This is a genomic window from Thalassotalea eurytherma (assembly GCF_030161415.1).
GTDB lineage: Bacteria > Pseudomonadota > Gammaproteobacteria > Enterobacterales > Alteromonadaceae > Thalassotalea_G > Thalassotalea_G eurytherma.
In genome coordinates, this window is sequence record NZ_BSSU01000009.1 from 1 (window position 1) to 24,801 (window position 24,801).

The 24,801-nt window shown below is 38.3% G+C and carries 23 protein-coding genes; 10 read left to right on the plus strand and 13 right to left on the minus strand.

Annotation, left to right across the window (positions count from 1 at the left end):
* The first annotated feature begins 160 nt into the window (after positions 1 to 160).
* From ettA to QQK02_RS09470, 6 genes are all read left to right on the plus strand, one after another.
* Complete coding sequence (ettA, locus tag QQK02_RS09445) at positions 161 to 1,837, plus strand: energy-dependent translational throttle protein EttA (protein ID WP_284207761.1); 1,677 nt, start codon at positions 161 to 163, stop codon at positions 1,835 to 1,837.
* 91 nt (positions 1,838 to 1,928) lie between these two features.
* Positions 1,929 to 2,294, plus strand: coding sequence for a PilZ domain-containing protein (locus QQK02_RS09450; RefSeq protein ID WP_284207762.1), 366 nt, complete (start codon positions 1,929 to 1,931; stop codon positions 2,292 to 2,294).
* Between the two features lie 126 nt (positions 2,295 to 2,420).
* Positions 2,421 to 2,921, plus strand: a complete 501-nt coding sequence (locus QQK02_RS09455; protein WP_284207763.1) for a glycine cleavage system protein R — start codon at positions 2,421 to 2,423, stop codon at positions 2,919 to 2,921.
* 15 nt (positions 2,922 to 2,936) lie between these two features.
* The gene (ppk1, locus tag QQK02_RS09460; RefSeq protein WP_284207764.1) at positions 2,937 to 5,066 is read left to right on the plus strand and encodes a polyphosphate kinase 1; all 2,130 of its coding nucleotides are present in this window, start codon (positions 2,937 to 2,939) and stop codon (positions 5,064 to 5,066) included.
* Positions 5,041 to 6,570: a Ppx/GppA phosphatase family protein gene (locus tag QQK02_RS09465; RefSeq protein ID WP_284207765.1), complete on the plus strand. Its 1,530-nt coding sequence runs from the start codon at positions 5,041 to 5,043 to the stop codon at positions 6,568 to 6,570. The genes ppk1 and QQK02_RS09465 overlap by 26 nt, the downstream gene beginning before the upstream one ends.
* An 82-nt stretch (positions 6,571 to 6,652) precedes the next feature.
* On the plus strand, positions 6,653 to 7,228 hold the full coding sequence (locus QQK02_RS09470; RefSeq protein ID WP_284207766.1) for a hypothetical protein: 576 nt from the start codon (positions 6,653 to 6,655) through the stop codon (positions 7,226 to 7,228).
* Between the two features lie 83 nt (positions 7,229 to 7,311).
* On the opposite strand, the gene QQK02_RS09475 is transcribed toward QQK02_RS09470, so the two are convergent.
* On the minus strand, positions 7,312 to 8,544 hold the full coding sequence (locus QQK02_RS09475) for an ABC transporter permease (protein WP_284207767.1): 1,233 nt from the start codon (positions 8,542 to 8,544) through the stop codon (positions 7,312 to 7,314).
* A complete protein-coding gene (locus QQK02_RS09480) occupies positions 8,534 to 9,223 on the minus strand; it encodes an ABC transporter ATP-binding protein (RefSeq protein WP_284207768.1) in 690 nt (229 codons plus the stop codon). Before QQK02_RS09480 ends, QQK02_RS09475 begins: the two co-directional genes overlap by 11 nt.
* Positions 9,224 to 9,362: 139 nt before the next feature.
* Between QQK02_RS09480 and QQK02_RS09485 the strand changes: the two genes are divergently transcribed.
* Positions 9,363 to 9,998: a DUF3299 domain-containing protein gene (locus QQK02_RS09485; protein ID WP_284207769.1), complete on the plus strand. Its 636-nt coding sequence runs from the start codon at positions 9,363 to 9,365 to the stop codon at positions 9,996 to 9,998.
* Here the strand turns inward: QQK02_RS09485 and QQK02_RS09490 are convergent.
* From QQK02_RS09490 to QQK02_RS09515, 6 genes are read right to left on the minus strand one after another with little or no spacing between them, the layout of a single operon-like run.
* A complete protein-coding gene (locus tag QQK02_RS09490) occupies positions 9,970 to 10,977 on the minus strand; it encodes a CobW family GTP-binding protein (RefSeq protein WP_284207771.1) in 1,008 nt (335 codons plus the stop codon). The two genes, QQK02_RS09485 and QQK02_RS09490, sit on opposite strands and share 29 nt — an antisense overlap.
* Positions 10,974 to 11,525, minus strand: coding sequence for an LbetaH domain-containing protein (locus QQK02_RS09495; protein ID WP_284207772.1), 552 nt, complete (start codon positions 11,523 to 11,525; stop codon positions 10,974 to 10,976). The genes QQK02_RS09490 and QQK02_RS09495 overlap by 4 nt, the downstream gene beginning before the upstream one ends.
* A gap of 33 nt (positions 11,526 to 11,558) precedes the next feature.
* On the minus strand, positions 11,559 to 12,893 hold the full coding sequence (locus QQK02_RS09500) for a dihydroorotase (RefSeq protein ID WP_284207773.1): 1,335 nt from the start codon (positions 12,891 to 12,893) through the stop codon (positions 11,559 to 11,561).
* 44 nt (positions 12,894 to 12,937) lie between these two features.
* The gene (locus QQK02_RS09505; RefSeq protein ID WP_284207774.1) at positions 12,938 to 13,411 is read right to left on the minus strand and encodes a Fur family transcriptional regulator; all 474 of its coding nucleotides are present in this window, start codon (positions 13,409 to 13,411) and stop codon (positions 12,938 to 12,940) included.
* Positions 13,411 to 13,962, minus strand: coding sequence for a ZrgA family zinc uptake protein (locus tag QQK02_RS09510; RefSeq protein ID WP_284207775.1), 552 nt, complete (start codon positions 13,960 to 13,962; stop codon positions 13,411 to 13,413). The genes QQK02_RS09505 and QQK02_RS09510 overlap by 1 nt, the downstream gene beginning before the upstream one ends.
* Before the next feature lie 9 nt (positions 13,963 to 13,971).
* Positions 13,972 to 14,637 carry a DUF1826 domain-containing protein gene (locus tag QQK02_RS09515; protein ID WP_284207776.1) on the minus strand — a complete coding sequence of 222 codons (666 nt, stop codon included), beginning with the start codon at positions 14,635 to 14,637 and terminating at the stop codon, positions 13,972 to 13,974.
* Between the two features lie 163 nt (positions 14,638 to 14,800).
* Here QQK02_RS09515 and QQK02_RS09520 point away from each other — a divergent pair, with 163 nt between their 5' ends.
* Positions 14,801 to 16,171 (plus strand): alkaline phosphatase PhoX, encoded by a 1,371-nt coding sequence (locus QQK02_RS09520; RefSeq protein ID WP_284207777.1) that lies wholly within the window; start codon positions 14,801 to 14,803, stop codon positions 16,169 to 16,171.
* Between the two features lie 70 nt (positions 16,172 to 16,241).
* Here QQK02_RS09520 and QQK02_RS09525 read toward each other — a convergent pair whose 3' ends face one another.
* From QQK02_RS09525 to QQK02_RS09540, 4 genes are all read right to left on the minus strand, one after another.
* A complete protein-coding gene (locus QQK02_RS09525) occupies positions 16,242 to 17,207 on the minus strand; it encodes a PstS family phosphate ABC transporter substrate-binding protein (RefSeq protein WP_284207778.1) in 966 nt (321 codons plus the stop codon).
* Positions 17,208 to 17,394: 187 nt separating this feature from the next.
* Entirely contained in the window at positions 17,395 to 18,714 is a 1,320-nt protein-coding gene (gene phoR, locus QQK02_RS09530) for a phosphate regulon sensor histidine kinase PhoR (protein WP_284207779.1), read from the minus strand.
* A 3-nt stretch (positions 18,715 to 18,717) separates the two neighbouring features.
* The gene (gene phoB / locus QQK02_RS09535) at positions 18,718 to 19,413 is read right to left on the minus strand and encodes a phosphate regulon transcriptional regulator PhoB (protein WP_284207780.1); all 696 of its coding nucleotides are present in this window, start codon (positions 19,411 to 19,413) and stop codon (positions 18,718 to 18,720) included.
* A 207-nt stretch (positions 19,414 to 19,620) separates the two neighbouring features.
* Positions 19,621 to 20,574 (minus strand): porin, encoded by a 954-nt coding sequence (locus tag QQK02_RS09540; protein WP_284207781.1) that lies wholly within the window; start codon positions 20,572 to 20,574, stop codon positions 19,621 to 19,623.
* A gap of 330 nt (positions 20,575 to 20,904) precedes the next feature.
* Between QQK02_RS09540 and QQK02_RS09545 the strand changes: the two genes are divergently transcribed.
* Together QQK02_RS09545 and rdgC are read left to right on the plus strand one after the other, a co-directional pair.
* Positions 20,905 to 22,650, plus strand: a complete 1,746-nt coding sequence (locus QQK02_RS09545; protein WP_284207782.1) for a sensor histidine kinase — start codon at positions 20,905 to 20,907, stop codon at positions 22,648 to 22,650.
* 104 nt (positions 22,651 to 22,754) lie between these two features.
* Entirely contained in the window at positions 22,755 to 23,678 is a 924-nt protein-coding gene (gene rdgC / locus QQK02_RS09550; protein ID WP_284207783.1) for a recombination-associated protein RdgC, read from the plus strand.
* Positions 23,679 to 23,733: 55 nt separating this feature from the next.
* On the opposite strand, the gene QQK02_RS09555 is transcribed toward rdgC, so the two are convergent.
* On the minus strand, positions 23,734 to 24,591 hold the full coding sequence (locus QQK02_RS09555; RefSeq protein WP_284207784.1) for an MBL fold metallo-hydrolase: 858 nt from the start codon (positions 24,589 to 24,591) through the stop codon (positions 23,734 to 23,736).
* Positions 24,592 to 24,801 lie beyond the last annotated feature (210 nt).

Below are 24,801 nucleotides of genomic sequence, written 5' to 3' on the forward strand. Positions count from 1 at the left end.
TTACCACGATCTAGTGATGTATGTTTAGCCATAAGAGCTTCAATAGCCCTTTCATTAACCATTTTTTGGTTCTCAATTCCTTTTCCATCAGTGGACTGTTCAGTGGTTGATACTCTACAATATTGAAAAATTATTTTAGACATTAAAAAAAGGTTCCCTTATGGCTCTACCAGATAAATTCATCTTTTCGATGAACAGAGTATCAAAAGTTATTCCGTCTTCCAAACGCACTATCCTCAAAGACATTTCATTGTCATTTTTTCCTGGTGCGAAAATTGGTGTACTAGGTTTAAACGGTGCAGGTAAATCAACGTTACTACGCATTATGGCGGGTGTTGATACAGAGTTTGAAGGTGAAGCTCAAGCATTAGCCGGCACAAATATTGGTTACTTACCACAAGAACCAGTGTTAGACGAAGAAAAAACAGTGCGTGAAATTGTTGAAGAAGCGGTTGCTGTTGTTAAGAATGCGATGGCTCGTCTTGATCAAGTCTATATGGAATACGCTGAAGAAGGCGCTGATTTTGACGCGCTTGCTAAAGAGCAAGGCGAATTAGAAGACATCATTAACACACACGATGGTCATGCTTTAGAAAACCAATTAGAAAAGGCCGCTGATGCTTTGCGTCTACCTGAGTGGGATCAAAAAATAGGCGTGCTAAGTGGGGGTGAACGCCGTCGTGTAGCACTATGTCGTTTACTACTGCAAAAACCAGACATGTTATTGCTTGATGAGCCAACTAACCACTTAGATGCTGAATCAGTTGCTTGGTTAGAACGTTTCTTACATGACTATTCAGGTACTGTTGTGGCGATTACCCATGACCGTTACTTCTTAGACAATGTAGCTGGTTGGATTCTAGAGCTAGACCGTGGTGAAGGTATCCCATGGGAAGGTAACTATTCATCTTGGTTAGAGCAAAAAGACGCGCGATTAGAACAAGAATCTAAAGGCGAAAAAACGCTTCAGAAAACCATTAAACAAGAACTTGAATGGGTACGTAAAAACCCTAAAGCACGTCAAGCGAAAAACAAAGCACGTATGGCACGTTTTGAGGAGCTTACCAGTCAAGACCACCAAAAACGTAATGAAACTAACGAGCTTTATATTCCACCAGGGCCTCGTTTAGGCGATAAAGTTTTAGACGTGAACAACTTAACCAAGTCTTTTGGTGATCGTGTGTTGATTGACGATTTATCATTTAGCATTCCAAAAGGCGCTATCGTCGGCATTATTGGTGCTAACGGTGCAGGTAAATCAACATTATTTAAAATGTTGTCAGGGGCAGAACAACCAGATTCAGGCACAGTAGATGTTGGTGAAACCGTTAAACTTGCAAGTGTAGACCAATTCCGCGATGACATGGAAAACAGTAACACCGTTTACCAAGAAATTTCTGAAGGCCACGATCTTATCCAAATTGGTGGTTATGAAATCAATTCACGCGCATACTGCTCGCGTTTTAATTTCAAAGGCAATGATCAACAAAAACTTATTGGTGATTTATCTGGTGGTGAGCGAAACCGTGTTCACTTAGCTAAATTAGTGAAAACAGGCGGTAACTTATTACTACTTGATGAGCCAACCAATGATTTAGATGTAGAAACACTTCGTGCACTTGAAGAAGCTTTATTAGAGTTCCCAGGTTGTGCGATGGTTATTTCACATGACCGTTGGTTCTTAGACCGTATCGCTACTCACATCATTGATTACCGTGACGAAGGGCAAGTTAACTTCTTCGAAGGTAACTTTAGTGAATACGACGAATGGCTGAAGAAGACCTTAGGGCCAGCAGCATTAGAGCCTCATCGTATTAAATACAAAAAGATCATGTAAAAATAATCAAGTAAAGGCACCTCAAAGGTGCCTTTTTATTATTTACTGTCTATGCTTAAACCATGTTTAACAGTTAGAAAAATCTGCGGTTATGGAGAATAGACGCCAATTTACACGAATTTTGTTTGCCATTGATGCCCAACTCATCATTGACGACGAACAATACCTTGTTTCAATACTTGATATTTCACTTAATGGTGCATTAGTTACCCACCCTAACTTAGGCGACAGCTTCGTGAAAAAAATTGCGACATTAGCCTTTGATTTAACGGACGACACCCATGTAGAAATGCATGTCGCTGTTATGCATGAAAATGAAAAAGAGCTAGGTTTACGTTGCAATGCGATGGATATTGATAGCATGAGTCACCTTCGTAGAATGATCGAGCTTAACCTCGGCGATGATAGCCAACTTCATAAAGAGTTATCGCAATTATCCAGTGTTGAACACAGTTAAGTTGATTCATCGCAAATTTTCATAAAATCTTCAAAAATCAGTTAATTATTTGGCATATTCAGCATTGACAATTGATTAACATAAACGCTATTAATAGATATGCCTCTTTTCAAATAGGATCCTCTTATGAAGCATTTAGTAATCTCCTTTATTTGTGACGACAAACCAGGGCTAGTTGACACACTTTCGAGCACTATTTCATCACACCATGGCAACTGGCAAACAAGTAGCTTACATCACTTATCTGGCAAATTTGCCGGCATTATTGAAGTATCAGTCGACGATAGTTACTACAACGATTTAACAGGTGCGTTAAATGCGCTAAGTCACTTTAACTTGCAGCTTGTTGACGCGCCAAACAAAGCATCAGGCGAAGGGAAAACACTGAACCTTTCTTTAACAGCAAATGATCGAGCCGGTATTATCCAAGATATTTCATCGGTTGTTCACCAACACCATGGCAATTTAATTAAATTAGTCTCACAACAGCAAAGTGCGCCGCATTCAGGGCAGTTAATGTTTACCGCTAAAGTAATTATTTCTGTCAGTGAACAAGATGTAGAGCCATTAATTGAAGCTTTAGAAGCAATTGAAAACGACTTAATGGTTGATATAAACGAACAATAATAACTAAGAAGTCATATGGACGCCCCGTTTTACAATAAAGAACTGAGTTGGTTATCCTTCAATGAAAGGGTATTGCAAGAAGCAGCAGACCCTAATGTACCACTAATAGAACGTATCAGATTTCTCGGTATATACTCGTCTAATTTAGACGAATTTTTTCGTGTGCGCGCAGCAAATATTTATCGCCAATCATTGCTAGAAGCCGCAAATGTTGAAACTGAACGGCCAGAGGATATGAAATGGTCGGTATTATTTAATAAGATCAGCGATAAAGTAAATTTACTCACATCTCAATTTCAGCAATATGCAACGGCGGCCTTCGCCGAACTTGAAAAGTATAATATTGATTTAGTTTTTAATGATGAAAAGTCGAAAAGCTTTGCCAAAAAATTATCCAGCAAACAGCGTATCTGGCTTAAAACCTTTTTTGATCATCAGGTTCTGCGTCATATCACGCCGATTATTATTTCTCATAAAACACAATTAGCAGAGTGTTTAGATGATGACGGTATTTACCTGTTAGTTGCTCTCAATAAAAACCAAATAACGCAATATGCGCTAGTTGAGATCCCACGAGAGGAATTAAAGCGTTTTATTATCTTACCGAAGGATAATGATGAAGCTGTGCAGCGTATCGTCATGTTAGACGACATTCTTCATTATTTCTTAGACGATATTTTTTCGGGCATATTTGACTATGATCATATCGACGCCTACTCAATTAAATTAACGCGAGATGCGCGCTACAACTTAAACGATGAAATAGACCAAAGCTTATTAGACAAAATGTCAAAAGGCTTAAAGCAACGTTTAAAAGCTGATCCTGTTCGCCTAGGTTATGATCGTCATATGCCTGGCTATATGATCAAATTTCTAAGAAAAGAGCTTAAAATAAAGAATTCCGACAATCTCGTAGCGGGTGTTCGGTATCGTCATTTCAAAGACTTCACGGGTTTTCCAAATTTAGGTGATAGTTCATTAGAAAAAACAGAGCTTGTTGCATTAGAATCTGCATCGGTAAAAGTTACCAGTTCAATGTTTGAGGCAATCAAACTTCAAGATATTTTAGTATATTATCCCTATTATAAATTCAGACACTTCACAGAGTTTGTTCGCCAAGCGTCTTACGACCCGCTGGTTAAAAAAATAAAAATTAACATTTATCGCGTTGCTAAAAACTCAGAAATCATTAGCGCATTAGTTGAAGCGGTAAAAAATGGCAAACAAGTTACCGTTGTTGTTGAACTTAAAGCACGATTTGACGAAGAAGCGAATATTGAGTGGGCGCGTTTAATGAAAGATGCTGGTATTCATGTTGAATTCGGTATTGAGTCATTAAAAATTCACTCTAAGCTTTGTTTAATATCTCGAGAAGAAGACAATAAACTGGTGCATTACGCCCACATTGGCACCGGGAATTTCCACGAGAAAAACGCGCGCATTTATACTGACTTCTCTTTGTTCACCTGCCATAAAGAAATAAGCCAAGAAGTTGAAAATGTCTTTTCTTTCATTTCTCATAGTTATAAACGCTTTCGATTTAATCATTTGATCGTTTCGCCATTGACCTCAAGACGTCGCCTGTACCAGTTTATTGATAATGAAATAGAAAATGCTAACAAAGGATTGATCGCAGGTATTGATTTAAAAATTAATAACCTTGATGACAAAGGCTTAATTAACAAACTTTATCAAGCCAGTAATGCCGGTGTTAACATTCGGTTGCTTATTCGTGGTATGTGCACATTAGTTCCGGGTGTAAAGGGCTATAGCGAAAATATTACGGCGATATCAATTGTTGATCAATTCCTAGAGCATCCGCGTGTTATGGTGTTTTACAACCAAGGTGAAAAGCAAGTACTGATTACGTCTGCAGACTGGATGGAGCGCAATATAGACGAGCGTGTTGAAGTGGCCTGCCCTATTTATGACAACGTCTCAAAACAGCGTATCTTGGATATACTAGAACTACACTTTAATGATAATGTTAAAGCACGACTTATAGATAAGCATCAAAAAAACAAATACCTAGACAAAAACCAACCACAAGCTGTACGTTCGCAAATGGCTATTTATGACTACCTTAAAAATCAAGAAGATGAATCACTAAAGGCGATACTTGAGCGAAGCTATACCGATGAATGAACAAGAAACTATTGAGATTCCTGAAAACTATTTTGGCGCCCTCGACATTGGTTCGAACAGCTTTCACTTCGTTTTTGCTCGCCTAGTTGATGGTAATTTACAAACCGTTCATTCAGAGAAATATCAAGTAAAACTTGCCGATGGCTTGAATGAAGATTTCACGTTAGATCAACATGCTATCGAACGAGGCCTTAAAGCGTTAAGTGATTTATCACCAAGTATCAGTAAATTAACACCTGGAAATTTTAGAGCGGTAGCAACCTATACATTGCGACAAGCAACTAATGCTCGCGACTTTCTAAACAACGCGAAAGCGATTATCCCTTACGACATTGAAGTGATATCAGGACATGAAGAAGCGCGTTTGATATACCAAGGCGTAGCTCACTACACCACGCCAGATATTACGCGCTTAGTCATTGATATCGGTGGTGGCTCTACTGAATGTGTTATCGGTGAGAATGACGCAACCAAAACATTAACCAGCTTAAATGTCGGTTGTGTCAGTTTTCAGCAACGTTTTTTTGCTAACGGAGACATTACCTCAAAAGCGTTTAACAAAGCCATTTTAGCAGTTCGTCAAGAACTTGAAGCACATGTGAAACGTTTCAAAAAAGTTGGCTGGCAGGAATGTTTAGGCACATCAGGCACAATAAAAAGTATCTATAACCTGGTTAACGCTGAGCACGAGTTTCCGAGTGCGATAACCCTAGACGATCTCCATCAACTTAAAGACAAGCTCATTGCTTGTCAGCATGTTGATCAAATTACATTATCACCTTTAAAAGAAAGTCGACGTAACATTTTGTGCTCAGGTTTAGCGATACTCATTGCTGTTGTCGACATGTTGAAAATTAAAAAACTCAACTATTGTGACTATGCGCTGCGCGAAGGTGTGCTTTATGAGCAATTTGAGCTGTCTCAATACGAAGATGTCCGCAAAACTGCTGTGTTATCACTGACTACACGCTTTAATAGCGAAATTGAACAAGCGGAAAAAGTTCTTGAGCTCGCCGAAACCTTTTATCAAGAAATAAAAAAGGATTGGAAGCTACACAAAGACATTTATCACACGTTAATGCAGGGCGCTGTGTATTTGCACGAGATAGGTTTTGATATAAATCCTTCGAGCTACCACAAGCATAGCCAATATATTGTTGCTAACGCTGATTTACCTGGCTTTACCCTAGAACAACAACAAGCATTAGCCTGGCTCATAGGTAATCATCGAAAAAAAATCACGCCAGCAGCTGATCAGCAATGGTATTTACTTGATAGAGAAAAAATAGAACGTATTGGTGCAATCATCAGATTGTCAGTTCTTTTATGCCAACAAAGGCAACTATCAGAGTTACCAAACCTTAAAATAAGTGCCAATGACCAAACATTGAAAATTAAATTGAAACAAGATTGGTTAGCAGATAAACCGCTTATCGAAGCGGATTTGCTCGCAGAGCAAAAATACATGCGAACCATCGGCATTAGTTTTGAATTTATTGGTTAGCCCTCAATAGTCACTTCGCTAGTCTATTGAACACTGCGGCTAAACTGGCATATATTTTTTGTGGTAAAGGGGTTTATCAACAGTGCGCATCGCGTTTCTAATTTTAGCCTTAATTTTTATTCCGTTTATTGAAAGTGGTTATTCACAACCATTATGGGGAGTAAAATGGTACTCTCCTTTATTTATGGATGTTATCGGCGACTGGTTACTAGTTATCAAGTGCATCGCTGTGACGATTGGTTTAGCTTACCTATCACGTTATAAGGAAGAACTTAAAACACTCATTCCAGCTAAGTTGCTGTACTACCCTATTGTTCTTTCTGTGTTTACTATTGGTGCACTTCAATTTTTATTCTTATCAATGGGCCTGTTAACCATGGGCTTTGGTGCGTCACTCGAAGAAAAACATCGAGCAAAGCATTATGACAACATGAGTATTTATGTGCTGACATCTGATCCTGGTGCTATGGGTTCTGCCTATCACTCTTTTTTCATACAGTGCCCAAAAACGTTATCTTTTTATGACTTAACACTGATCCAAAAAATTGACTGGCTAAGAGACTTTGATTTTCATAAACAAGGCAATATGCTCATTGTCAGTGCAAGTAATACTGAAACAATGTCGTTTGATTTAAGCGAATTCGGCAACTGTCATTAGACATGTTCACTAATTATACTATCCGCCGCCATTTTCATTACATTTAAACGGTTTTAGCAGCAGATATCATTAACCAAAGGAGCCTATGTTTTTGCTTCTTTATAGGCAATTAATGCGGGGGCTAATGCTGCGCTAAAGACAAGCAATACAAATAAACCACTTACAACTAAAGACATGCTTTGCAAGATATTAGCGCTAATCACAACACCATAGTGGTCAATTAAATAACTTTGCCCATAAAGCAACATAAAACTGAGCGCACTACACGCCACCAAAGAACCTAGAAAAGCAATCAACAAAGCCTCTAATTCAATAAACCAAAATATAAACCCTGCTGGTGCGCCAATCATTCTTAACAATTTGATCTCGTGGCTACGCTCTTTAATCGACGAACATAGCATTGCTGTTAACCCTAACAATGAAGAGATAAATACAAGCAGTGATATAAGTCGCAGCACATTGTCGAATATTGACATCGTTTGCCACAATTGACTTAGTGCCACTCCAGGTAAAATAGCAGACAAAGGCTCATTGGGATTACTATTTATTTTTCGTTGAATTTGAAAAACAGCTATCCTTGATTTTAAACCAAGAAACACTGATGTGATTGATTGAGGAATGAAGTCATCAAGCATAGTCAAGGAACTCCCCTTTCTATCAAGCACACTTTTAATCTTTGCTTTGGGCAAATGCACTGCATGCAAACCTTGAAGGCTGACATGAACGGTTTGGTCAACAGGTGTCCCAGTTGCCGATAGAATACCAGAAACACGGAAGGGTAAATGATCATGGTGTGTAAAACTTGTTACACCTATGCCGTGAGACAAAACAACTTTATCGCCAACAACGTAACCCAGTTTATTGGCTACTTGTGAACCTATTACGACATCAAAAAGTTCCTTAAACTCAGTACCTTTTTTTAAAGATAAATACTGTTTATTCGCAAAACTAAAATACTCAAAATATTGATTAGTAGTGCCCATTACGCGAAACCCTTTATGAGAATCGCCTAGTGCTATCGGTACAGCCCAGCGTATATTAGTGTCGTCTAACAAGGCTTGATATGATGACAAACTGACATTATTAGTAGGCTCGCCAACTCTAAAAACCGAATAAAGAAGTAAATTAATATTGCTCGTTCTCGCACCAACAATCAGGTCAACACCAGAGATACTATTGGTAAAACTTGTTTTAGCTTGAAGTCGAATATGCTCAACGCCAACCATAATAAATACACTCATCGACATAGCTAAAAGCGTAAACAACACTGAAGTCTTTCGGTATAGCAAACTTTTAATCGCCAGTTTAATAAACATTAGCCATTCCATTTTGTTTATTAAATTCATCTAAGCTTTTAACAATATCGAAATGCTTTTTTAGGCTTTTATCATGGCTAACAAACACCAGTGTGGTTTTATTTTCGTCACACATTGCGATTAACGTCGACAAAAACTGATCTCTCATCGATTCATCGAGTGAAGAAGTAGGTTCATCTGCTATCAATAGTTTTGGCTTATTTATTAACGCACGCGCTATCCCAACTCTCTGTTGTTGACCAACACTCAGTTCTTCAACTGGCTTAAAAATATCGGTTTTTGCTAAGCCTAATTCAACAAGAAGATCGGTTATTCGGCTAGCATTAATTGATTGTCTGTGAGATGTTGAAAATGTCACAGCTAGCTGGACATTTTCAATGGCGTTAAAATAATTAAGCAAATTAAACTGTTGAAAGATATAGCCGATATTCTTCGCTCTAAACCGATCAATTTGTCGATTACTCATCAACTCGAGTTTTTGACCAAGTACCTCAATAGAGCCATTTTGAGGGTGCTTCAAACCACAAAGTAAATTGAGTAATGTCGATTTACCACTACCAGAACCGCCATAAATAAAATATTTAGTTCCTTGAGGAATTGACCAATTTAAAATATCAATAACTGGTTTTTCCTTTAAGGAAGAATAAGAAAATTTAACGTCACTAAAATTTACTATCATTCATAGCTTCCTAAAGTCATTTATTGTTATATTATAACAATAACAACAGATTTTATATGCTCAAATATTCTTCTTTCGAGCAAAAAAAGTCATTTAAAGAGAAAGTCAATTGTCTAAGTTCGAGGTTAAAATAATAGTAATGCGAGCCCTATTCGTCTGTTTTTTCTTAATAACAACAGTAGGTTGTATCAAACAAGAAACCAACGATTCTCCAGCTGTTGTTGAGAAAGAAAAAACAAATGAAAGTAACGCTCAAGAAAACGAGCACCAATTAACATATCATTCAATTCAATGGCCTGACCTAATGCCGACTAGTGACTTTGACGCGTTAATTAACCCACCTGATTATATTACTGAAATTGAAGATGGCTCAATTGAAGATAGAATAGCTAGCACGATGCAGCGAGCAATTGAAGAAGATGAGTTCGCAGATTCTCCGTACGAACAAGCATTAATTTCCACAAATGTCATTGCCAGTATGAATGGAAAAAACATACGTTTACCTGGTTTTGTGGTACCGGTTGATTTTAACGATGAACAACTTATTACATCATTTTTTCTTGTCCCTTTTTTTGGCGCATGTTTACACATGCCTCCACCGCCTCCCAATCAAATAATTTATGTAGAATACGAGCAAGGTATAACGTTATCAGAGCTTTATGAGCCAATTTGGGTATTAGGTACCTTATCAACAGAGCTATTTGAAGATCAAATAGCGACATCAGCCTATACGATGAAAATGCATACTATGGAGTATTTTGATGACGTTCAATAGTATTCATTAGATGCTGCTCCCAAACCTCGTCAATTTGCTCACAAATGATTTCAAGCCGACTATCTTCACAATGATTTAATGCAAGCTCCGTTACTTGATTAGCAACATTGTTATAGCCAAAAACACCTTCACTTGTAATGAAAACACCTTTAACTCTAACCGCATCAACACGCGATAAAAATACTTTCAATGCCTGACGATTGAATATTTGCTTTTCAGTAAACCGCCAACCAACACTTTGATAGCCTTCACCGTTATTTACTTTTTTAATAACACCGTTTTTTGGGAGGCTTTCTTGTGCTTTAGCAGTATGGTGATTGTGCAGTTTCTTTGTTTTGGGTTCAAAACGTGATGGACCACATAACCACTTAAGTAACATACTTGCCCTGTGCGTTTCATAGATATTTTCTGGAGAAAGCCGATTAGCTTGTAAGTAATTTGTAAGTGCTTGCTTATCTTTTTCGCTATACATATCAACTTTATTAGCTATGATGAGATCAGCAAGCTCGAGTTGTTGCTTAAAGGTTTCATTACTTGTGTAACGAGCACTGGTTAGTTGACGAGCATCAACTAAAGTAACGGTTTTATCTAAACGAATGACTTTCTTAAAGTGATCAGCACTTAATAATTCAAGTACTTCTTTCGGGTGCCCAATGCCAGTAGGTTCAATTAGTAAACGATCAGGTTTAGCCTCTGAAAGTAATTGATTAAGCGCAACTTGCATTGACACTTTAGAAGCGCAACACATACAACCGCCTGAAACTTCTTTAGTAAAGACATTGGTTGCTGTTGGTGTTAAGCCTTCAAGCAAACTGCGATCTAAACCAATTTCACCAAACTCATTGACTAAAATTGCCCATCGTTCATTTGACGGTTTTTGTGATAACAAATGCATAATAGCGGTCGTTTTACCGACCCCTAGAAATCCAGTAATCACATTGGTTGGCACGGCAAATAATTCAGGCTCTTTAGTTGTCATGAAATACGCTTATAACCTTTTACTAAGTATTCATTAGCAGCAACAACCGATGATGAAAACTGCTTATATTCTGGTGTAAGTTCTGGCAAGGTCGTAAAATCAAACCCTGGGCCAAGGTTTGACATCGGCGGCACATGCACTGGATAAGGTAAATCAATATTATCGATTACACAGGTATGGCGAATAATACAACCACTCGCAATTTGTGTTCTAAATACCACACTATTAAATCCAATAAAAACATCATCCCCTATCGTGCATGGACCATGTACAATTGCCCGATGAGCAATCGACGTGCGTTCACCTATAGTTACGGATGCACCAGCCAATGAATGAATAACAACACCATCTTGAATGTTTGAATCACGCTTAATAATTATAGGTAAAATATTGCCATTAGGGTCGATCTCATCGGCTCTGATTACCGCATAAGGGCCGACAAACACATTATCTTCAATAATGACATGACCAATAACCATTGCAGTAGGATCAACATAGGCTGTACTTGATACTTGTGGCGTAAAACCGGCAGGGTTTGCTCTAAACATAGTTTATGTCTCGATCTTGTGTGTAAAATAAATTTAGTGGTTAAAGGCTAAGCGCTGAGCAGCCGCTTGATGTTCAACAATATTCTGACCGTCAAACACTTGGTAACCATTGATCCACGTACCCACTATTTTTGCCGAAAAAGTATGCCCGTCAAAAGGTGTCCATTTACAGTGGTATCGAGCGTTATTATGGAGAGACAGGGTTTTGCCTTTAGGGTTTACTAATACTAAATCAGCGAAATATCCTTCCCTTATAAACCCTCTACCATCAATCTTATATCTAATTGCTGGGTTATGAGCTGTTTTTTCCACAACTTGTACTAGGCTCATAAGGTTATTGGCAACATGGTCAAACAAACTAAGTAATGCACTTTCAACTAAGGGTAAACCGGCAGGCGATGTCAAATAATCGGTTTGTTTCTCAGCAAGTGTGTGGGGCGCATGATCAGTTGCAATAATATCAATTCGGCCATCATTGAGTGCTTCAAAAAGTGCAGCATTGTCTGCAGAAGACTTAACCGACGGGTTACATTTAATCAAGTTACCTTTGGTGTTGTAATCGTCCTCGGTAAACCACAAATGATGAACACAAGCTTCGCTAGTGATATTTTTTCCAGATACAGAGCCTTTACTAAAAAGTTCGAGCTCTTTCGCCGTAGAGATATGCAGGACGTGTAAGTTCGATTGATATTTTTTAGCAAGATCAACTGCATATGAAGACGAAGCATAACACGCTCTTTCATCACGAATAACAGGATGATCACTTATTGTTATTTCTTTCTTAAGCTGACGCAACCTAGATAGGTTTTCGGCAATAATTGGGCTACTTTCACAATGTGTGACAATTAACGCAGGACTGCTGCTAAATATATCATCGAGTACCTGAGGGTGTTCAACGAGTAAATCGCCGGTGGATGCCCCCATAAACACCTTAACGCCGCAGTGTTTTGCAGGGTCTAACGCCTTAATTTCATCGATATTTGATTCAGTAGCCCCTAAATAGAAAGAGTAGTTAGCTAAAGAAGTCTGTTTGGCAATATCAAACTTTGCTTCTAAGGCGGCTACCGTTGTTGTTGCTGGATTTACATTAGGCATCTCCATATAGCTTGTTATACCACCAGCTGCGGCTGCACGTGATTCACTAGCAATACTGCCTTTATGTGTTAATCCTGGTTCTCTAAAATGAACCTGGTCGTCAATCATACCGGGAAGCAAATACAAACCATGTGCATCGATAATATGATGTGTGTTTAAAGGGGTGATATGTTTATCAATCTTAACGATTCGGTCATGCTCAATCAAAACATCAGCTTGCCATTCTTTGCCTTCATTAACCAAAGTGGCACCTTGAATTAGTGTCTTCTTCATAAATTTTTTCTTATGTTTTTGATGTGGATAAATAAAATAATCTGTTAGGTGAGAACCGTGGCGCACTTGTTACATATGCCGCTAAGTTCAATCTGGGGAGATTCAAGTTGATAGCCCTTTTGCTTAGCTTCAACGTTCAATGCTTCTAACTTTAGGTGACTAGCCGTGTTGATTTCGTCGACCTTTAAACATTGCTGGCAAATGTAGAAGTGTGGCAGATCATGCGAGCACTCTGAACCAATATGAGCACAAGCGACATACTTATTTGCCGTTTTCAATCGGTGAACCAATTGATATTCTTCTAAAAACTCCAATGTTCGATATGCTGTCATTGGGGTTAATGTTTTATGAAATTTTTCTTTAAAGATTGAGATGATTTCATAGGCAGATAACGCCTTGTCTTCACTTAACATTAATGACAATACATTTCGCCTAATGGCGGTCAACCTAACTTGATTCTTTCGGCAACAACTATCTGCATGATCCAATATATCAGTGACTGGTAAGTGACCTTTCATCAGAACGAAATCTCTGAGTTTTGAGGCGTTAGTATTACAGAACCTTGTTCTGTTGAGGTTGCCCACAACAGGCGTATTCTTTCTAAGCCAGCAAAGTGTTGAAATAACTTAATTGAGACAGCCCCTAAAGCTTCGCCTCTTTGACATTCCATTGCCATATGAACTGCAATTTCGAAATGGGATATTGAGTGGCTATGTTCATGGCTATTTTTTTCATGGTGATGGTGTCCATTAACCAAAAGTTCACCCGTATCTATTTCTGCATGGTGCGATTCGCAAGTACTTTCTGAAAACTGAATGATATTAGCCTGTCTTTTAAGTAATTTTTTAGCCTCGTTAACTCGCTTAATTTCTTGCTCTGTTGTCGCTTGGTGCTCAAAGCCCAAAATACTAGCCGCTGGCGCAATCAATTCAATCTCAACAACGTTTTTGTCAATTGCTATCATTAATTCAGCTTCACCATGAATATGAGCTGTAAAGTCACTAGCGTGAGATAATGGACAAATGATTGATATGAACAACAAGTAAAACAATATTAAATAAAACTTCATATCAAATAGTTAATCCATAAAGTCCAATGTTAATAACAGTCTAGTTTCCCCGCTTTGCACACTAGGTGAACGATGGACAAGGCCACCGTGTTCATTGTCAAACCAGCCAGTACCTTTTAATAACGCAACATCTCCCGCATTAAGGTGTTGGATATCTACAGGACTACTCATTACGCCTGATGATTCATCTGGCAGTCCATTACTGCCCGCTCCTAACTTAGAAAAGTCAACAACATCATGAGGTAACCATTGGGTTGCGACACCAGTAAACGTAGTCACTAACCGACAAGGCACTTTATCAACGTGGAATTTTGGACACATTGCCCTATCTAGTTTCGTTAACCGAAGACCTACGCGCTTTAACTCAAACAAAGTACAAAACATATCAACCAGCAAGCCAACGTATTCACATAACGCACGTTTGTTTTCTAATAACAATGTGTACTCGGATAAATGCTTAACTATATTTTGAGGTTCTGCTGTCATTACAACATTAAGTGGTTTATGGCTTGTTTCAACTTGTTTTACATTCTCTATAACCGCTTTGCTTAGTTGATTTTGCCAAATAGCAATATTGACATTTTCCTGATAAATATCAGTCAACACTGACGGCTCTACAGACGATGAAGACGTTCTATATAGACTAATTTTCTCGGCAGCGAGTGTACTATTCATGTCTAACCTTCTCTTTACATTTCTATACAACTTCGCTAACTAAGCGACAGTTTACCCAAACATCAAAGCTATGTTATAACATAACACTAATTAAACCAACAAGAACCTACACGTGTCTCTGAATAAATCAGTTATCGTTTAATGCAAGATTAGAGGAAGTAAAATGGTTTCACGACGCCTATTTATAAAGGGAGCGAGTGCTCTAGCATTTACAGGGTTAGCCGCATGTTGCTTTACACACACTGATGCAATAGCAACGGCTGTAACTAACAAAGGTCTTGGTCCTCTAATTTCTGATAAAAACGAATTATTAGATCTGCCAAAAGGCTTTAGCTACCAAGTAATATCTAAATTTGGTGACCCAATGAATGACGGTCTTCATGTGCCTGATTTAGCAGACGGAATGGGTTGCATAAAAATTGGCGAAAATAAAGTAGCCTTAGTAAGAAATCATGAATTAATGCCAAAGCACCTGGAGAAACAGCCGGCATCTATACGAAATCTAAAGACGCCATTTGCCTACGACACAAATTCAACGGGCATCGCGTTACCTGGTGGCACGACTACCATCATTTATGATTTAACAAGTAGACAAGTTGAAGATCAATACCTTAGTTTAATTGGCACAGTAAGAAACTGCGCAGGTGGCACAACACCATGGGGAACTTGGCTAAGTTGCGAAGAATCCGTTGTTCAGCCCAATGGAAATATTAAAAAAGACCACGGTTATATATTTGAAGTAGTTGCCAATAACAGAGGTTTAACTATACCTCGTCCAATTAAAGAAATGGGCCGTTTTAATCATGAAGCAGCATGTGTCGATCCATCAACCGGAACGGTCTACCTGACGGAAGATAGGGGTGATAGTTTATTCTATCGATTTATACCCAATGTCAAAAATCAATTGCATCAAGGGGGACAGCTTCAAGCGCTAGCAATTGATAACATGCCAGAATTTGATAGTCAAAACTGGACTAATAAACTCATGGGTGTTGGCCAATGGTTTAACGCTTACTGGGTTAATCTTGATACACCAGAAAGCCCGAATGATGATTTAAGGATTCAAGGAAGAAGCAAAGGAGCTAAAGTTTTTGCGCGAGGGGAATGCATTCATTGGGGAGAAGGAGAGCTTTATTTTACTTGTACAAACGGTGGGGAAAAGCAACTTGGACAAATCATGAGATACCAACCTTTGGCAAATAAAGGGAGTTCATATAACCAAACAGGCCAAATTCAACTATTTTTTGAAAGTGACGACCCTAACCAATTCAATTTTGGTGATAACCTAACCATTTCACCAATGGGTCACCTACTTGTTTGTGAAGATCAATATACTGATATTGTAGATAATCATATCCGTGGTGTAACACCGTCAGGCGACATCTATAATTTTGCGCGTCTAAAAAAGCAGACAGAATTAGCAGGTGCTTGCTTTTCACCTGATGGCAGTACACTTTTTGTCAATGTTTACTCACCTACCATGACACTATCAATAGTAGGCCCTTGGGAAAAAATACAATCAATAGAAAGCTAATTTCCTCTGTTATTTAACCAAAAAAAACGCTAGCCTAGGCTAGCGTTTTCAATCTTGGTTGGGAGTATAACTACATAGTTAGACCAAGTTTTTTAAGTTCTTTCTCAACAACTTCCTTAGGTAATGGAATGTAACCGTCTTTTTCTACGATGTACTGACCTGATTTCGATAATACCATTTTTAAGAACTCACCTTCCATTGGAGAAAGTGGCTTGTTTGGATGCTTGTTCACGTAAACGTATAAGTAACGTGATAGTGGGTACTTACCAGCAATTGCATTATCCATGTTAGCTTCAACAAAGTTGTCGCCTTTTTTCGCTAATGGTAAAGCACGAACACCTGAAGTTTGGTAACCAATACCTGAATAACCAATACCGTTTAATGAAGCAGATACTGATTGAACTACAGACGCTGAACCTGGTTGCTCATTCACTGTGTTTTTGAAGTCACCTTTACAAAGTGCTTTCTTTTTGAAGTAACCATATGTACCAGATACAGAGTTACGACCGTATAACTGGATATCTTTACCTGTCCAGTCACCTGATAAACCTAAGTCACCCCAACGGTCAGCATCTTTGTCGCCGCCACACTTACGGTTACTTGAGAAGATTGCATCCACTTGGTCGATACGTAAACCTTCAAGCGGGTTATCTTTATGAACAAAAACAGCTAATGCATCAATTGCTACACGCACAGGAGTAGGTTTGTAACCAAAGTGCTTTTCAAATGCTTGAATTTCACGAGACTTCATCTTACGGCTCATTGGGCCTAAGTTTGAAGTTGATTCTGTTAACGCAGGTGGAGCAGTTGAAGAACCAGCTGCTTGAATTTGAATGTTAACATTTGGGTAAGTGCGCTTGAATTCTTCAGCCCAAAACGTCATCATATTTGCTAACGTGTCTGAACCTACTGATGATAAGTTACCAGATACACCGCTAACTTTTTTGTACTCAGGTAAATCTTTATCTACCGCAAAAGCTGACATGCTCATTAAGCCAGCTAAACCAAGAGCTGTTAAAGCGCTTTTGAACTTCATGATATTCTCCAAAACAATAAAATTTTATGTAATTCGCTTAATTGATGAAAACTATACTAAGCTTTTGTGACAATTATATTTAAGCAATATTACAGTTATATGACACACTCCATAAACCAGTCGTTTTTTTAGGGCAATAAAAAAGGCTAGTAAAACTAGCCTTTAATCATGATAAAAAACACATAACCTATTGATTTACTTGCTCTACAGAGCTAGAAGCAAAGACGATACTGAACTCACTTCCCTGGCCCCATTGGCTATTGATGACTAGCTCAGCGTTATGATGTTGCAAGACATGTTTAACGATTGCTAACCCCAGCCCCGAACCACCAGTGTTACGAGAACGTGACTTATCAATGCGATAAAACCGTTCGGTAATTCGATTAATATGTTCAGGTTTAATACCTGTGCCGTCGTCTTTTACACTAAACTTAACGCCGACACCGTTGCTTTGCTTAATAAACTGCAAACTAACCCCAATATTGCCCGAATCAGGCGTATAGGCTATTGCGTTTGAAATCAAGTTAGAACAAGCACTTTTTAGCTCAGTATCTAAGCCGAAAATAAAGATATTAGGTGCTATCTCACTGGTAATTGTGTGGCCTTTCTCTTGATTCAACCATTGGCTATCTTTAATCAAGCCTTCAACAAGTTCACTTAAATTAACCAAGTGAGTATCATCATAGGTAGAGTTATTTTCAACTTTAGACAGAATCAATAATTGCTCTACTAGCCTATCCATTCGTGTTACCTGGCCCTCAATTGTGCCAAACACGTTCATCCAATGCTCGTCGAAATCATCACCCGTTTGTTGGATCATTTCAACATAACCACGCATCACCGTAAGTGGTGTTTTAAGTTCATGAGAAACGTTGGCAACGAAGTCTCTACGCATTGTTTCCAAACGATTTAATTTACTGACATCACGAGCAATCATTAAGTATTGATCAGCGCCGTATAACATCATCCTTAATTCCAAACGCGTATCTTCCTTCATTGGAGAATCAATATGAAATGGCGTGTCAAATTCGTAATTTGTTAATACTTGGCTAAATTCAGGGTTACGAATTAGATTATCTACTCGCTGACCAACATCATTTGGGCAGACAACACCTAAAAGGTTTTGCGCTTTTTTATTACTCCATTCAATAATGAAATCCGTTGAAAGCACAACAGCTGCATCAGGTAATGCTTCTGCACCATCTCTAAATTGACGAATACGGTGACGCAATTGCTTTTGTTTTTTACGTTGCTTATTTAATAAATGGTATAAACCATCATAAATTCTACCCCAGGTACCTGAAGCTTGAGGCGGGTTTATTGATTTCGATTGCCAAAGCCAATGCACTAGCTGGACAAGGTGATGATAATGCCAAATGAGTAAGGCAACACTTGAAATGGCAATTGCAGGCCAAAAAATACCAAAAAGCCAGCCGATAAGTCCGCTGGCTATTAAAACTAATAACAGACGCTTGTACAGCGTAACTGTTGAAGTACCTAAATACATATACTACTGGCTTACTTGTCCTGAGAAACGATAACCTGAACCACGTACCGTTTGAATAAAGTGCTCATGACCATCACCAGAAATCGCTTTTCGTAAGCGTCGAATATGTACATCTACTGTTCTGTCTTCAACAAACACATTGGTTCCCCAAACATTGTCTAGTAGCTGCTCACGAGAATATACACGCTCAGTGTGAGTCATGAAGAAATGTAATAAGCGAAATTCAGTTGGTCCTAAATCTAACTTACGTTCATTGATTGCAACACGGTGTGCCACGGGATCTAAAGACAAACCATGAAACTCGATAGTTTCTTCAATAGACGTTGGTGATACACGGCGAATAACCGCTTTAATGCGTGCAATTAACTCCTTTGGTGAGAAAGGTTTCGTTACATAATCATCAACGCCGGCTTCAAAGCCTTTAACTTTATCATCTTCATCGCCACGCGCCGTTAACATAATAATTGGGATATTACGCGTAAATTCGCTTTGCTTAAGCGTTTTAGCGAACTTAACACCAGTACCACCTGGCAACATCCAGTCAAGCAAAATCAAGTCTGGATACGGCTCTTTAATCAGTTGCTGGGCAACATTAATGTCAGCTGCGGGTATGGGATTATAGCCATTTTGCTCAAGCACGAAGCAAATCATCTCCCGAATTGGCGCTTCGTCTTCAACGACTAAAATTTCTCTATTCATCCTAAAATCCTAACAATTACCTTGAGTATTATCCGATTAACTGTAGGTATTTTGCTTAACAAGCATGACACTTTTATGACATCAGAGTAAAAAAAACTTCAATTAACTGAAATAATTTTATGTCTTAACAAGTAATTATGCCAGAAAAATAAAAAGCCACTTAAAAAAGTGGCTTAAAATCAAAAGGTTTATGTCAAAAAGATGACATTAAAACTTATGTTCAACACCAACGGCTAAATATTCTTTATCGTCGTCTAAATCGTTATCAAACGTCGTGTAAAATGCATAAACTTTTGTTGGTTTAGCTAATTTGTAGTCTGCACCTAATGAGAAACCAGACTTCTCTTGGCCGCCGTCCATATCAGCAATTTGATATTGACCTTTTAATGTCCAGCTGTTAATACCGTATGCAGCTGAAAATAAGTAACCGTCTAATTCTTGACCTGTACCTTTATTTTCTTGCATGTGGTAAATCGCACCTAGCTTAACGCCAGCTACTTTACCTTGAACACTTGCACGTGTTGTGTCGTATAAGCCGCTAGTACCGAAAGCGCGTGTGCTACCAGAAACATCTTTATCATGGGCGATTGAGGCAAAAATTTTAGTTTTCTTTAAGTTTTTGTCACCATAGAATGCAGCAAGCGATAAACCGTACTCGGCATCAACATCTTCTTCAGCAATATAAGTAGCACCAAATTGGAAGTCACCAAACTTAGGCGTGAAGTAAGCTAAAGAGTTACTTGCGCGGTTCTCACCAGCCCACAGCACCTTAATATCACCTTCAAGGTCATTAAATAAATCAATTTTACCTTGTGATTGCTTAACCATAGTGTCGCCTTTACCTAAGTAAGCTTCACCAAAACCACCAACTAAACCAACGTACTGAGTACGTTCAGTAAAGTTATCGTCGTCACCGTCGATATCAACTTGGAACTCAGCCTTATAAACAACTGTTAAGTCGTCATTTAATTTGTGATCACCTTTGAAACCTATGCGAGATGCGTTAGATTTAATTTCAGTGAAGCCGTTACCTTCTTCTTTGTCATCAGAATATTGGAATGAAACATTCACTTTACCGTAAACAAGAACATCTGCTGCTGCCGCTGATAAAGAGAAGCTACTTAATAAAGCTAGTGCGATTGCGCTTTTAGTCAATTTCATGTGATACCTACTATTTCTTTTTCACCAATTATTTGGCGTTAAAAAACATTAACATTAACACCGGTTAAACCAAGTATAGTTAATGCTTGTTATTGATGGCGTGTATTGTGACTACACTTTATGACAGAAATATTACAAAATGACACTTTTGTGACCCTTTTATGAATTTAATGACAGTTTTGTTAAGGCTTTCATATAGTTGAAACAAAACTGTCATCAAATAAAAATTGTTTTTTTTGCTATTTTTCAGGCTGTTTTTAGCCAAATATACTGATAACTAACAAGAAACCGACTACAATCAATCTATAATTTAAAGAAGTTTAATACTTTATGGTAACAACCAGTATTTCAAGAAAGCTACTCTCTCGCGTTTTATCAGTATATTTTGTACTGACTTTTATTGTTACAGGCGTACAAATACTTGCGGAGTATTACAACGCAAAAAGTAACATTAACAGTGAATTACTAACCCTAGAGCGAACCTTTAGTAGTAGTTTGACAAGGGCTGTATGGGAATTAAACACTGAACAAGTGACGGATATAGCTAAGGGTTTAGTGGCTATTCCAATGATTCATAGTATTTTAGTAACGAATGAAAATGGCGAAACCATTGTTGAATTTGGTGACATAGACAACAATGTTTCATTCAAGACAGAAGCTGTACAAACAGAGCATAAAACTTACGTAAATCTAGAGTCATTTTCACAAGGAACGTTCGGTCATACTTTTGACTTAATTTTTGAATTTTCTGGCCGTTTTACCCAAGTAGGCAGTGTAACACTTCTTTCAAGTAATCAAGTTATTTTTAATCGAATAGAAGTTGGTATCTATTTCTTAATCGGCAATGCAATGCTGAAAACAGCGGCACTTATCTTACTATTCTCTCTTGCTTTCAATAGCCTTCTAACCACCCCGCTCACTGAAATAACAGAACAAATGAGACGGTTTGATATTGACGACCCTTATTCTTCTCGAATAAATTCAAAAATTATCGAAAATAATGAATTGAAAGTTCTACAAAATGCCTACAACAGCCTGATAGACCAATTGGTCATCTACAAAGAAGAGCTTGCCGATGCGCAGCAACAAATACTACAAACCAACCAAAAGCTAGACGAGCACAACTTAATGCTAGAGCAAGAAGTAGCGAAGAAAGCGTCCTCATTGAGTTCAAATATGTTGAAAATGGAACTTCAGCAGCGAGGCATGATAGAACAGCAGAAAAAGCTAGAAGAAGAAAACGAAAGACGAAAGCGTACTGAGCAAAGGTTATTAAAAACCAATAAAGAATTAACCCAATCAATTGATGAATTAAATAAAGCACAAGAGCGACTACTTGATGCTGAAAAAATGGCTTCGTTAGGTAACCTTGCTGCAGAGGTTTCTCATGAGGTTAACACGCCTGTTGGCATAAGTATTACCTCTGCAAGTTACCTTGCAGATATAATGGAAGAAGTAAACAACAAAGTTCAAAAAGATGAACTGAGTAACCAAGATGTCATTGAGTATTGTAAAAATGCCCAACAATCAGTTGATTTACTAACAAAAAATCTAAAAAGAGCCTCCGAACTAGTTGCAAGTTTCAAACAGGTTGCCGTAGATCAAACCAGTAACAAAGTGCGTGAAGTTAATATGAAGCAGTATATTGAGGACGTAGTCCACTCATTAGCGCCTCGACTGAAAAACACGCATCACAAGATAAACGTTAACTGTCCAAAGCACTTACATGTTCGTACACATGCTGGCGCGATTTCTCAAATATTTACCAATTTAATCATGAACTCTGTTATTCATGGTTTTGAAAACAAAGATGAAGGTGTGATTGACATTGACATCAGCATGGAAAACGAACGTATCAAGATCGACTTTAACGATAACGGTCGAGGCCTATCAAGTGAAGAACTTCATAAGTTGTTTGATCAATTCTATACTACGCGGGAGAATCAAGGTGGCAGTGGCCTTGGTACTCACATAGTACAGAACTTAGTTGTTGATAATTTAAATGGTAGAATTTCTGCACATAGTGAACCAGACAAAGGTTTACACTACCATATTGAATTCAATAATATGCGCTAAGCAAAAAAATAATCAAAGTAAATCTATGGTGTTAATCGGTTCATCTAAGGTATGATGAGCGACCAAAACTCAGTAAGAGTTCACCGATTATTGTAGGAAACACCATGTGGTTTAAGAACCTTTATTTTTTTGCTTTTACCCGCCCTTTCGAGCTAAATGAACAAAGTCTAGAAAAGCAGTTAAACGAACATTTATTTACGCCGTGTGGCTCTACTGAGCAGTCACACTTTGGTTGGGTTAATGCTTTAGGCAAACACGGCCAATCACTTGTTCATACCGCGAACAATAATATGTTGGTGTGCGCACGTAAAGAAGAAAAAATAGTACCTGCGCCTGTTGTAAAAGACATGATAGATGAAAAAATAGCGTTATTAGAAAGCGAACAAGGTAGAAGCGCCACCAAAAAAGAAAAAGAACAATTTAAAGAAGATATTATATTCGAACTTTTACCTCGTGCTTTTTCTCGCATCACCGACACTCATGCTTATATTAGCCCTGCGCATAACTTAGTTGTCATCAACTCAAGCTCTCGCGCCAAAGCTGAAGACCTACTTGCCCTATTGAGAAAGTGTTTAGGTAGCCTTCCGGTGACCAGTTTATCACCTGAAAAAGCACCAGATGAAATCATGACAGATTGGTTAACTGAACAGAACTTAGGCGGTAGTTTTGAATTAGGCTCAGAAGCTGAATTTCACGCTTTAGGAGATGATGGCGCTGTCGTTCGTGTTAAGAACCAGCCATTAGATTCTGATGAAATTAAAGCGCATTTAGATGCTGACAAGTTCGTAGTTAAAGTCGCCATGGAATGGGATGAAACATTATCTTTTATTTTATGTGACGACTTAGCTGTTAAGCGTTTAAAATTCTTTGATGTTATTCATGAACAAAATGACGATATCGATAAAGATGACGTAGTAGCGCGTCTAGATGCAGACTTTGCTTTAATGGCAGGAGAAATCAATCGATTTATTGACGCCTTATTGGCTGAATTTTCACTTAAGGCAAATGATTGTTTAAGTGACGACTAATTTCCCCCAATAAAGCAGTAGGGCAATGTTACTAAAACATTGCCCTTTTTATAACCTACTTACCTAAGCCTGCGATTAACGTTTTCAACCAACGCTCTTCACTAATAAAAGCCCAACTGTAATCCTTATATTTTTCGCCGATGCCCATCGCTAAAATATCTTCTTCTGATTTTCCTTGTGCTAGCGCTGTTTCAACGTGTTCTATTGAATATTCAAGCATAGCTGCAAAGGTTTTATAACCCTCTATATTAGTAATATTGCCGTGACCTGGAATAATTACCGCGTCAGCTGGGTAATCACTGATAATTGTATTAACACTTTTCAAATAGCCTTTGACATTACCGCCACCTTTTAAATCAATATACGGAAAACGTCCATTGAAAAACAAATCACCGGTATGAATAACATTGGCCTGTTTAAAATAAACAACAGTGTCGCCATCTGTATGCCCTGTAGGGAAATGACGTAATTGAATGTGCTCACTATCGAGATAAATATTTACGCCGTTGTCGTATGTTACAACAGGCAATTCATTCTTATTAGGTTCTTTTTTATTAGCAAGTCGCTCCCGCACATTTACGTGGGCGAAGATTGGCGCTTTGTGAGAGAAGTAACCATTCGAGCCTGTATGATCCCCGTGATAATGTGTATTAACAACATACTTTAACGGCTGATCATTGATTGACTGCATCGCGTGTTCAATTTTTTCTGCTAAGCCTTGGAATTGATCATCAACAAGTAGTAAGCCCTTGCTTGTTGAAAGTACGCCAATGTTGCCGCCGTAACCTTCCAACATATAAACGTCGCCACTTACGTTATGGGTTTTAATTTCTACTTTAGAAAAGTCTTGTGCAAAAGCGCTAAGTGTCATACACGCCGTTGCTAGTGTTGCTAATAATCGAGCTTTCATCATGATTTGTTACTTTTAGATTGAATGATTGTTAATTGTTTTTAGCATGTCACTGGGCAATCGGCAAATCCAACTGCAATGTGTTGCTTTGTTGCTTATTAGAAAAACCTGTTGTTATACCGATTAATCGTACTTTTCGATCACCACAACCCAACAAAGCGCAATCGAGAAAGGCTTGCAACGGTAATCCCCCCTAAAAACAGTTGACGTGAA

Excerpts from the sequence above, each read along its gene's own strand:
- QQK02_RS09495 (WP_284207772.1), bottom strand. The coding sequence starts at position 11,525 with ATGTTTAGAGCAAACCCTGCCGGTTTTACGCCACAAGTATCAAGTACA.
- QQK02_RS09480 (WP_284207768.1), bottom strand. The coding sequence starts at position 9,223 with ATGATAGTAAATTTTAGTGACGTTAAATTTTCTTATTCTTCCTTAAAG.
- QQK02_RS09525 (WP_284207778.1), bottom strand. The coding sequence starts at position 17,207 with ATGAAGTTCAAAAGCGCTTTAACAGCTCTTGGTTTAGCTGGCTTAATG.
- QQK02_RS09540 (WP_284207781.1), bottom strand. The coding sequence starts at position 20,574 with ATGAAATTGACTAAAAGCGCAATCGCACTAGCTTTATTAAGTAGCTTC.
- QQK02_RS09510 (WP_284207775.1), bottom strand. The coding sequence starts at position 13,962 with ATGAAGTTTTATTTAATATTGTTTTACTTGTTGTTCATATCAATCATT.
- QQK02_RS09545 (WP_284207782.1), top strand. The coding sequence starts at position 20,905 with ATGGTAACAACCAGTATTTCAAGAAAGCTACTCTCTCGCGTTTTATCA.
- QQK02_RS09520 (WP_284207777.1), top strand. The coding sequence starts at position 14,801 with ATGGTTTCACGACGCCTATTTATAAAGGGAGCGAGTGCTCTAGCATTT.
- ppk1 (WP_284207764.1), top strand. The coding sequence starts at position 2,937 with ATGGACGCCCCGTTTTACAATAAAGAACTGAGTTGGTTATCCTTCAAT.
- phoR (WP_284207779.1), bottom strand. The coding sequence starts at position 18,714 with ATGTATTTAGGTACTTCAACAGTTACGCTGTACAAGCGTCTGTTATTA.
- phoB (WP_284207780.1), bottom strand. The coding sequence starts at position 19,413 with ATGAATAGAGAAATTTTAGTCGTTGAAGACGAAGCGCCAATTCGGGAG.
- QQK02_RS09485 (WP_284207769.1), top strand. The coding sequence starts at position 9,363 with ATGCGAGCCCTATTCGTCTGTTTTTTCTTAATAACAACAGTAGGTTGT.
- QQK02_RS09455 (WP_284207763.1), top strand. The coding sequence starts at position 2,421 with ATGAAGCATTTAGTAATCTCCTTTATTTGTGACGACAAACCAGGGCTA.
- QQK02_RS09515 (WP_284207776.1), bottom strand. The coding sequence starts at position 14,637 with ATGAATAGTACACTCGCTGCCGAGAAAATTAGTCTATATAGAACGTCT.
- QQK02_RS09450 (WP_284207762.1), top strand. The coding sequence starts at position 1,929 with ATGGAGAATAGACGCCAATTTACACGAATTTTGTTTGCCATTGATGCC.
- rdgC (WP_284207783.1), top strand. The coding sequence starts at position 22,755 with ATGTGGTTTAAGAACCTTTATTTTTTTGCTTTTACCCGCCCTTTCGAG.
- QQK02_RS09490 (WP_284207771.1), bottom strand. The coding sequence starts at position 10,977 with ATGACAACTAAAGAGCCTGAATTATTTGCCGTGCCAACCAATGTGATT.
- QQK02_RS09555 (WP_284207784.1), bottom strand. The coding sequence starts at position 24,591 with ATGATGAAAGCTCGATTATTAGCAACACTAGCAACGGCGTGTATGACA.
- ettA (WP_284207761.1), top strand. The coding sequence starts at position 161 with ATGGCTCTACCAGATAAATTCATCTTTTCGATGAACAGAGTATCAAAA.
- QQK02_RS09500 (WP_284207773.1), bottom strand. The coding sequence starts at position 12,893 with ATGAAGAAGACACTAATTCAAGGTGCCACTTTGGTTAATGAAGGCAAA.
- QQK02_RS09475 (WP_284207767.1), bottom strand. The coding sequence starts at position 8,544 with ATGTTTATTAAACTGGCGATTAAAAGTTTGCTATACCGAAAGACTTCA.
- QQK02_RS09505 (WP_284207774.1), bottom strand. The coding sequence starts at position 13,411 with ATGAAAGGTCACTTACCAGTCACTGATATATTGGATCATGCAGATAGT.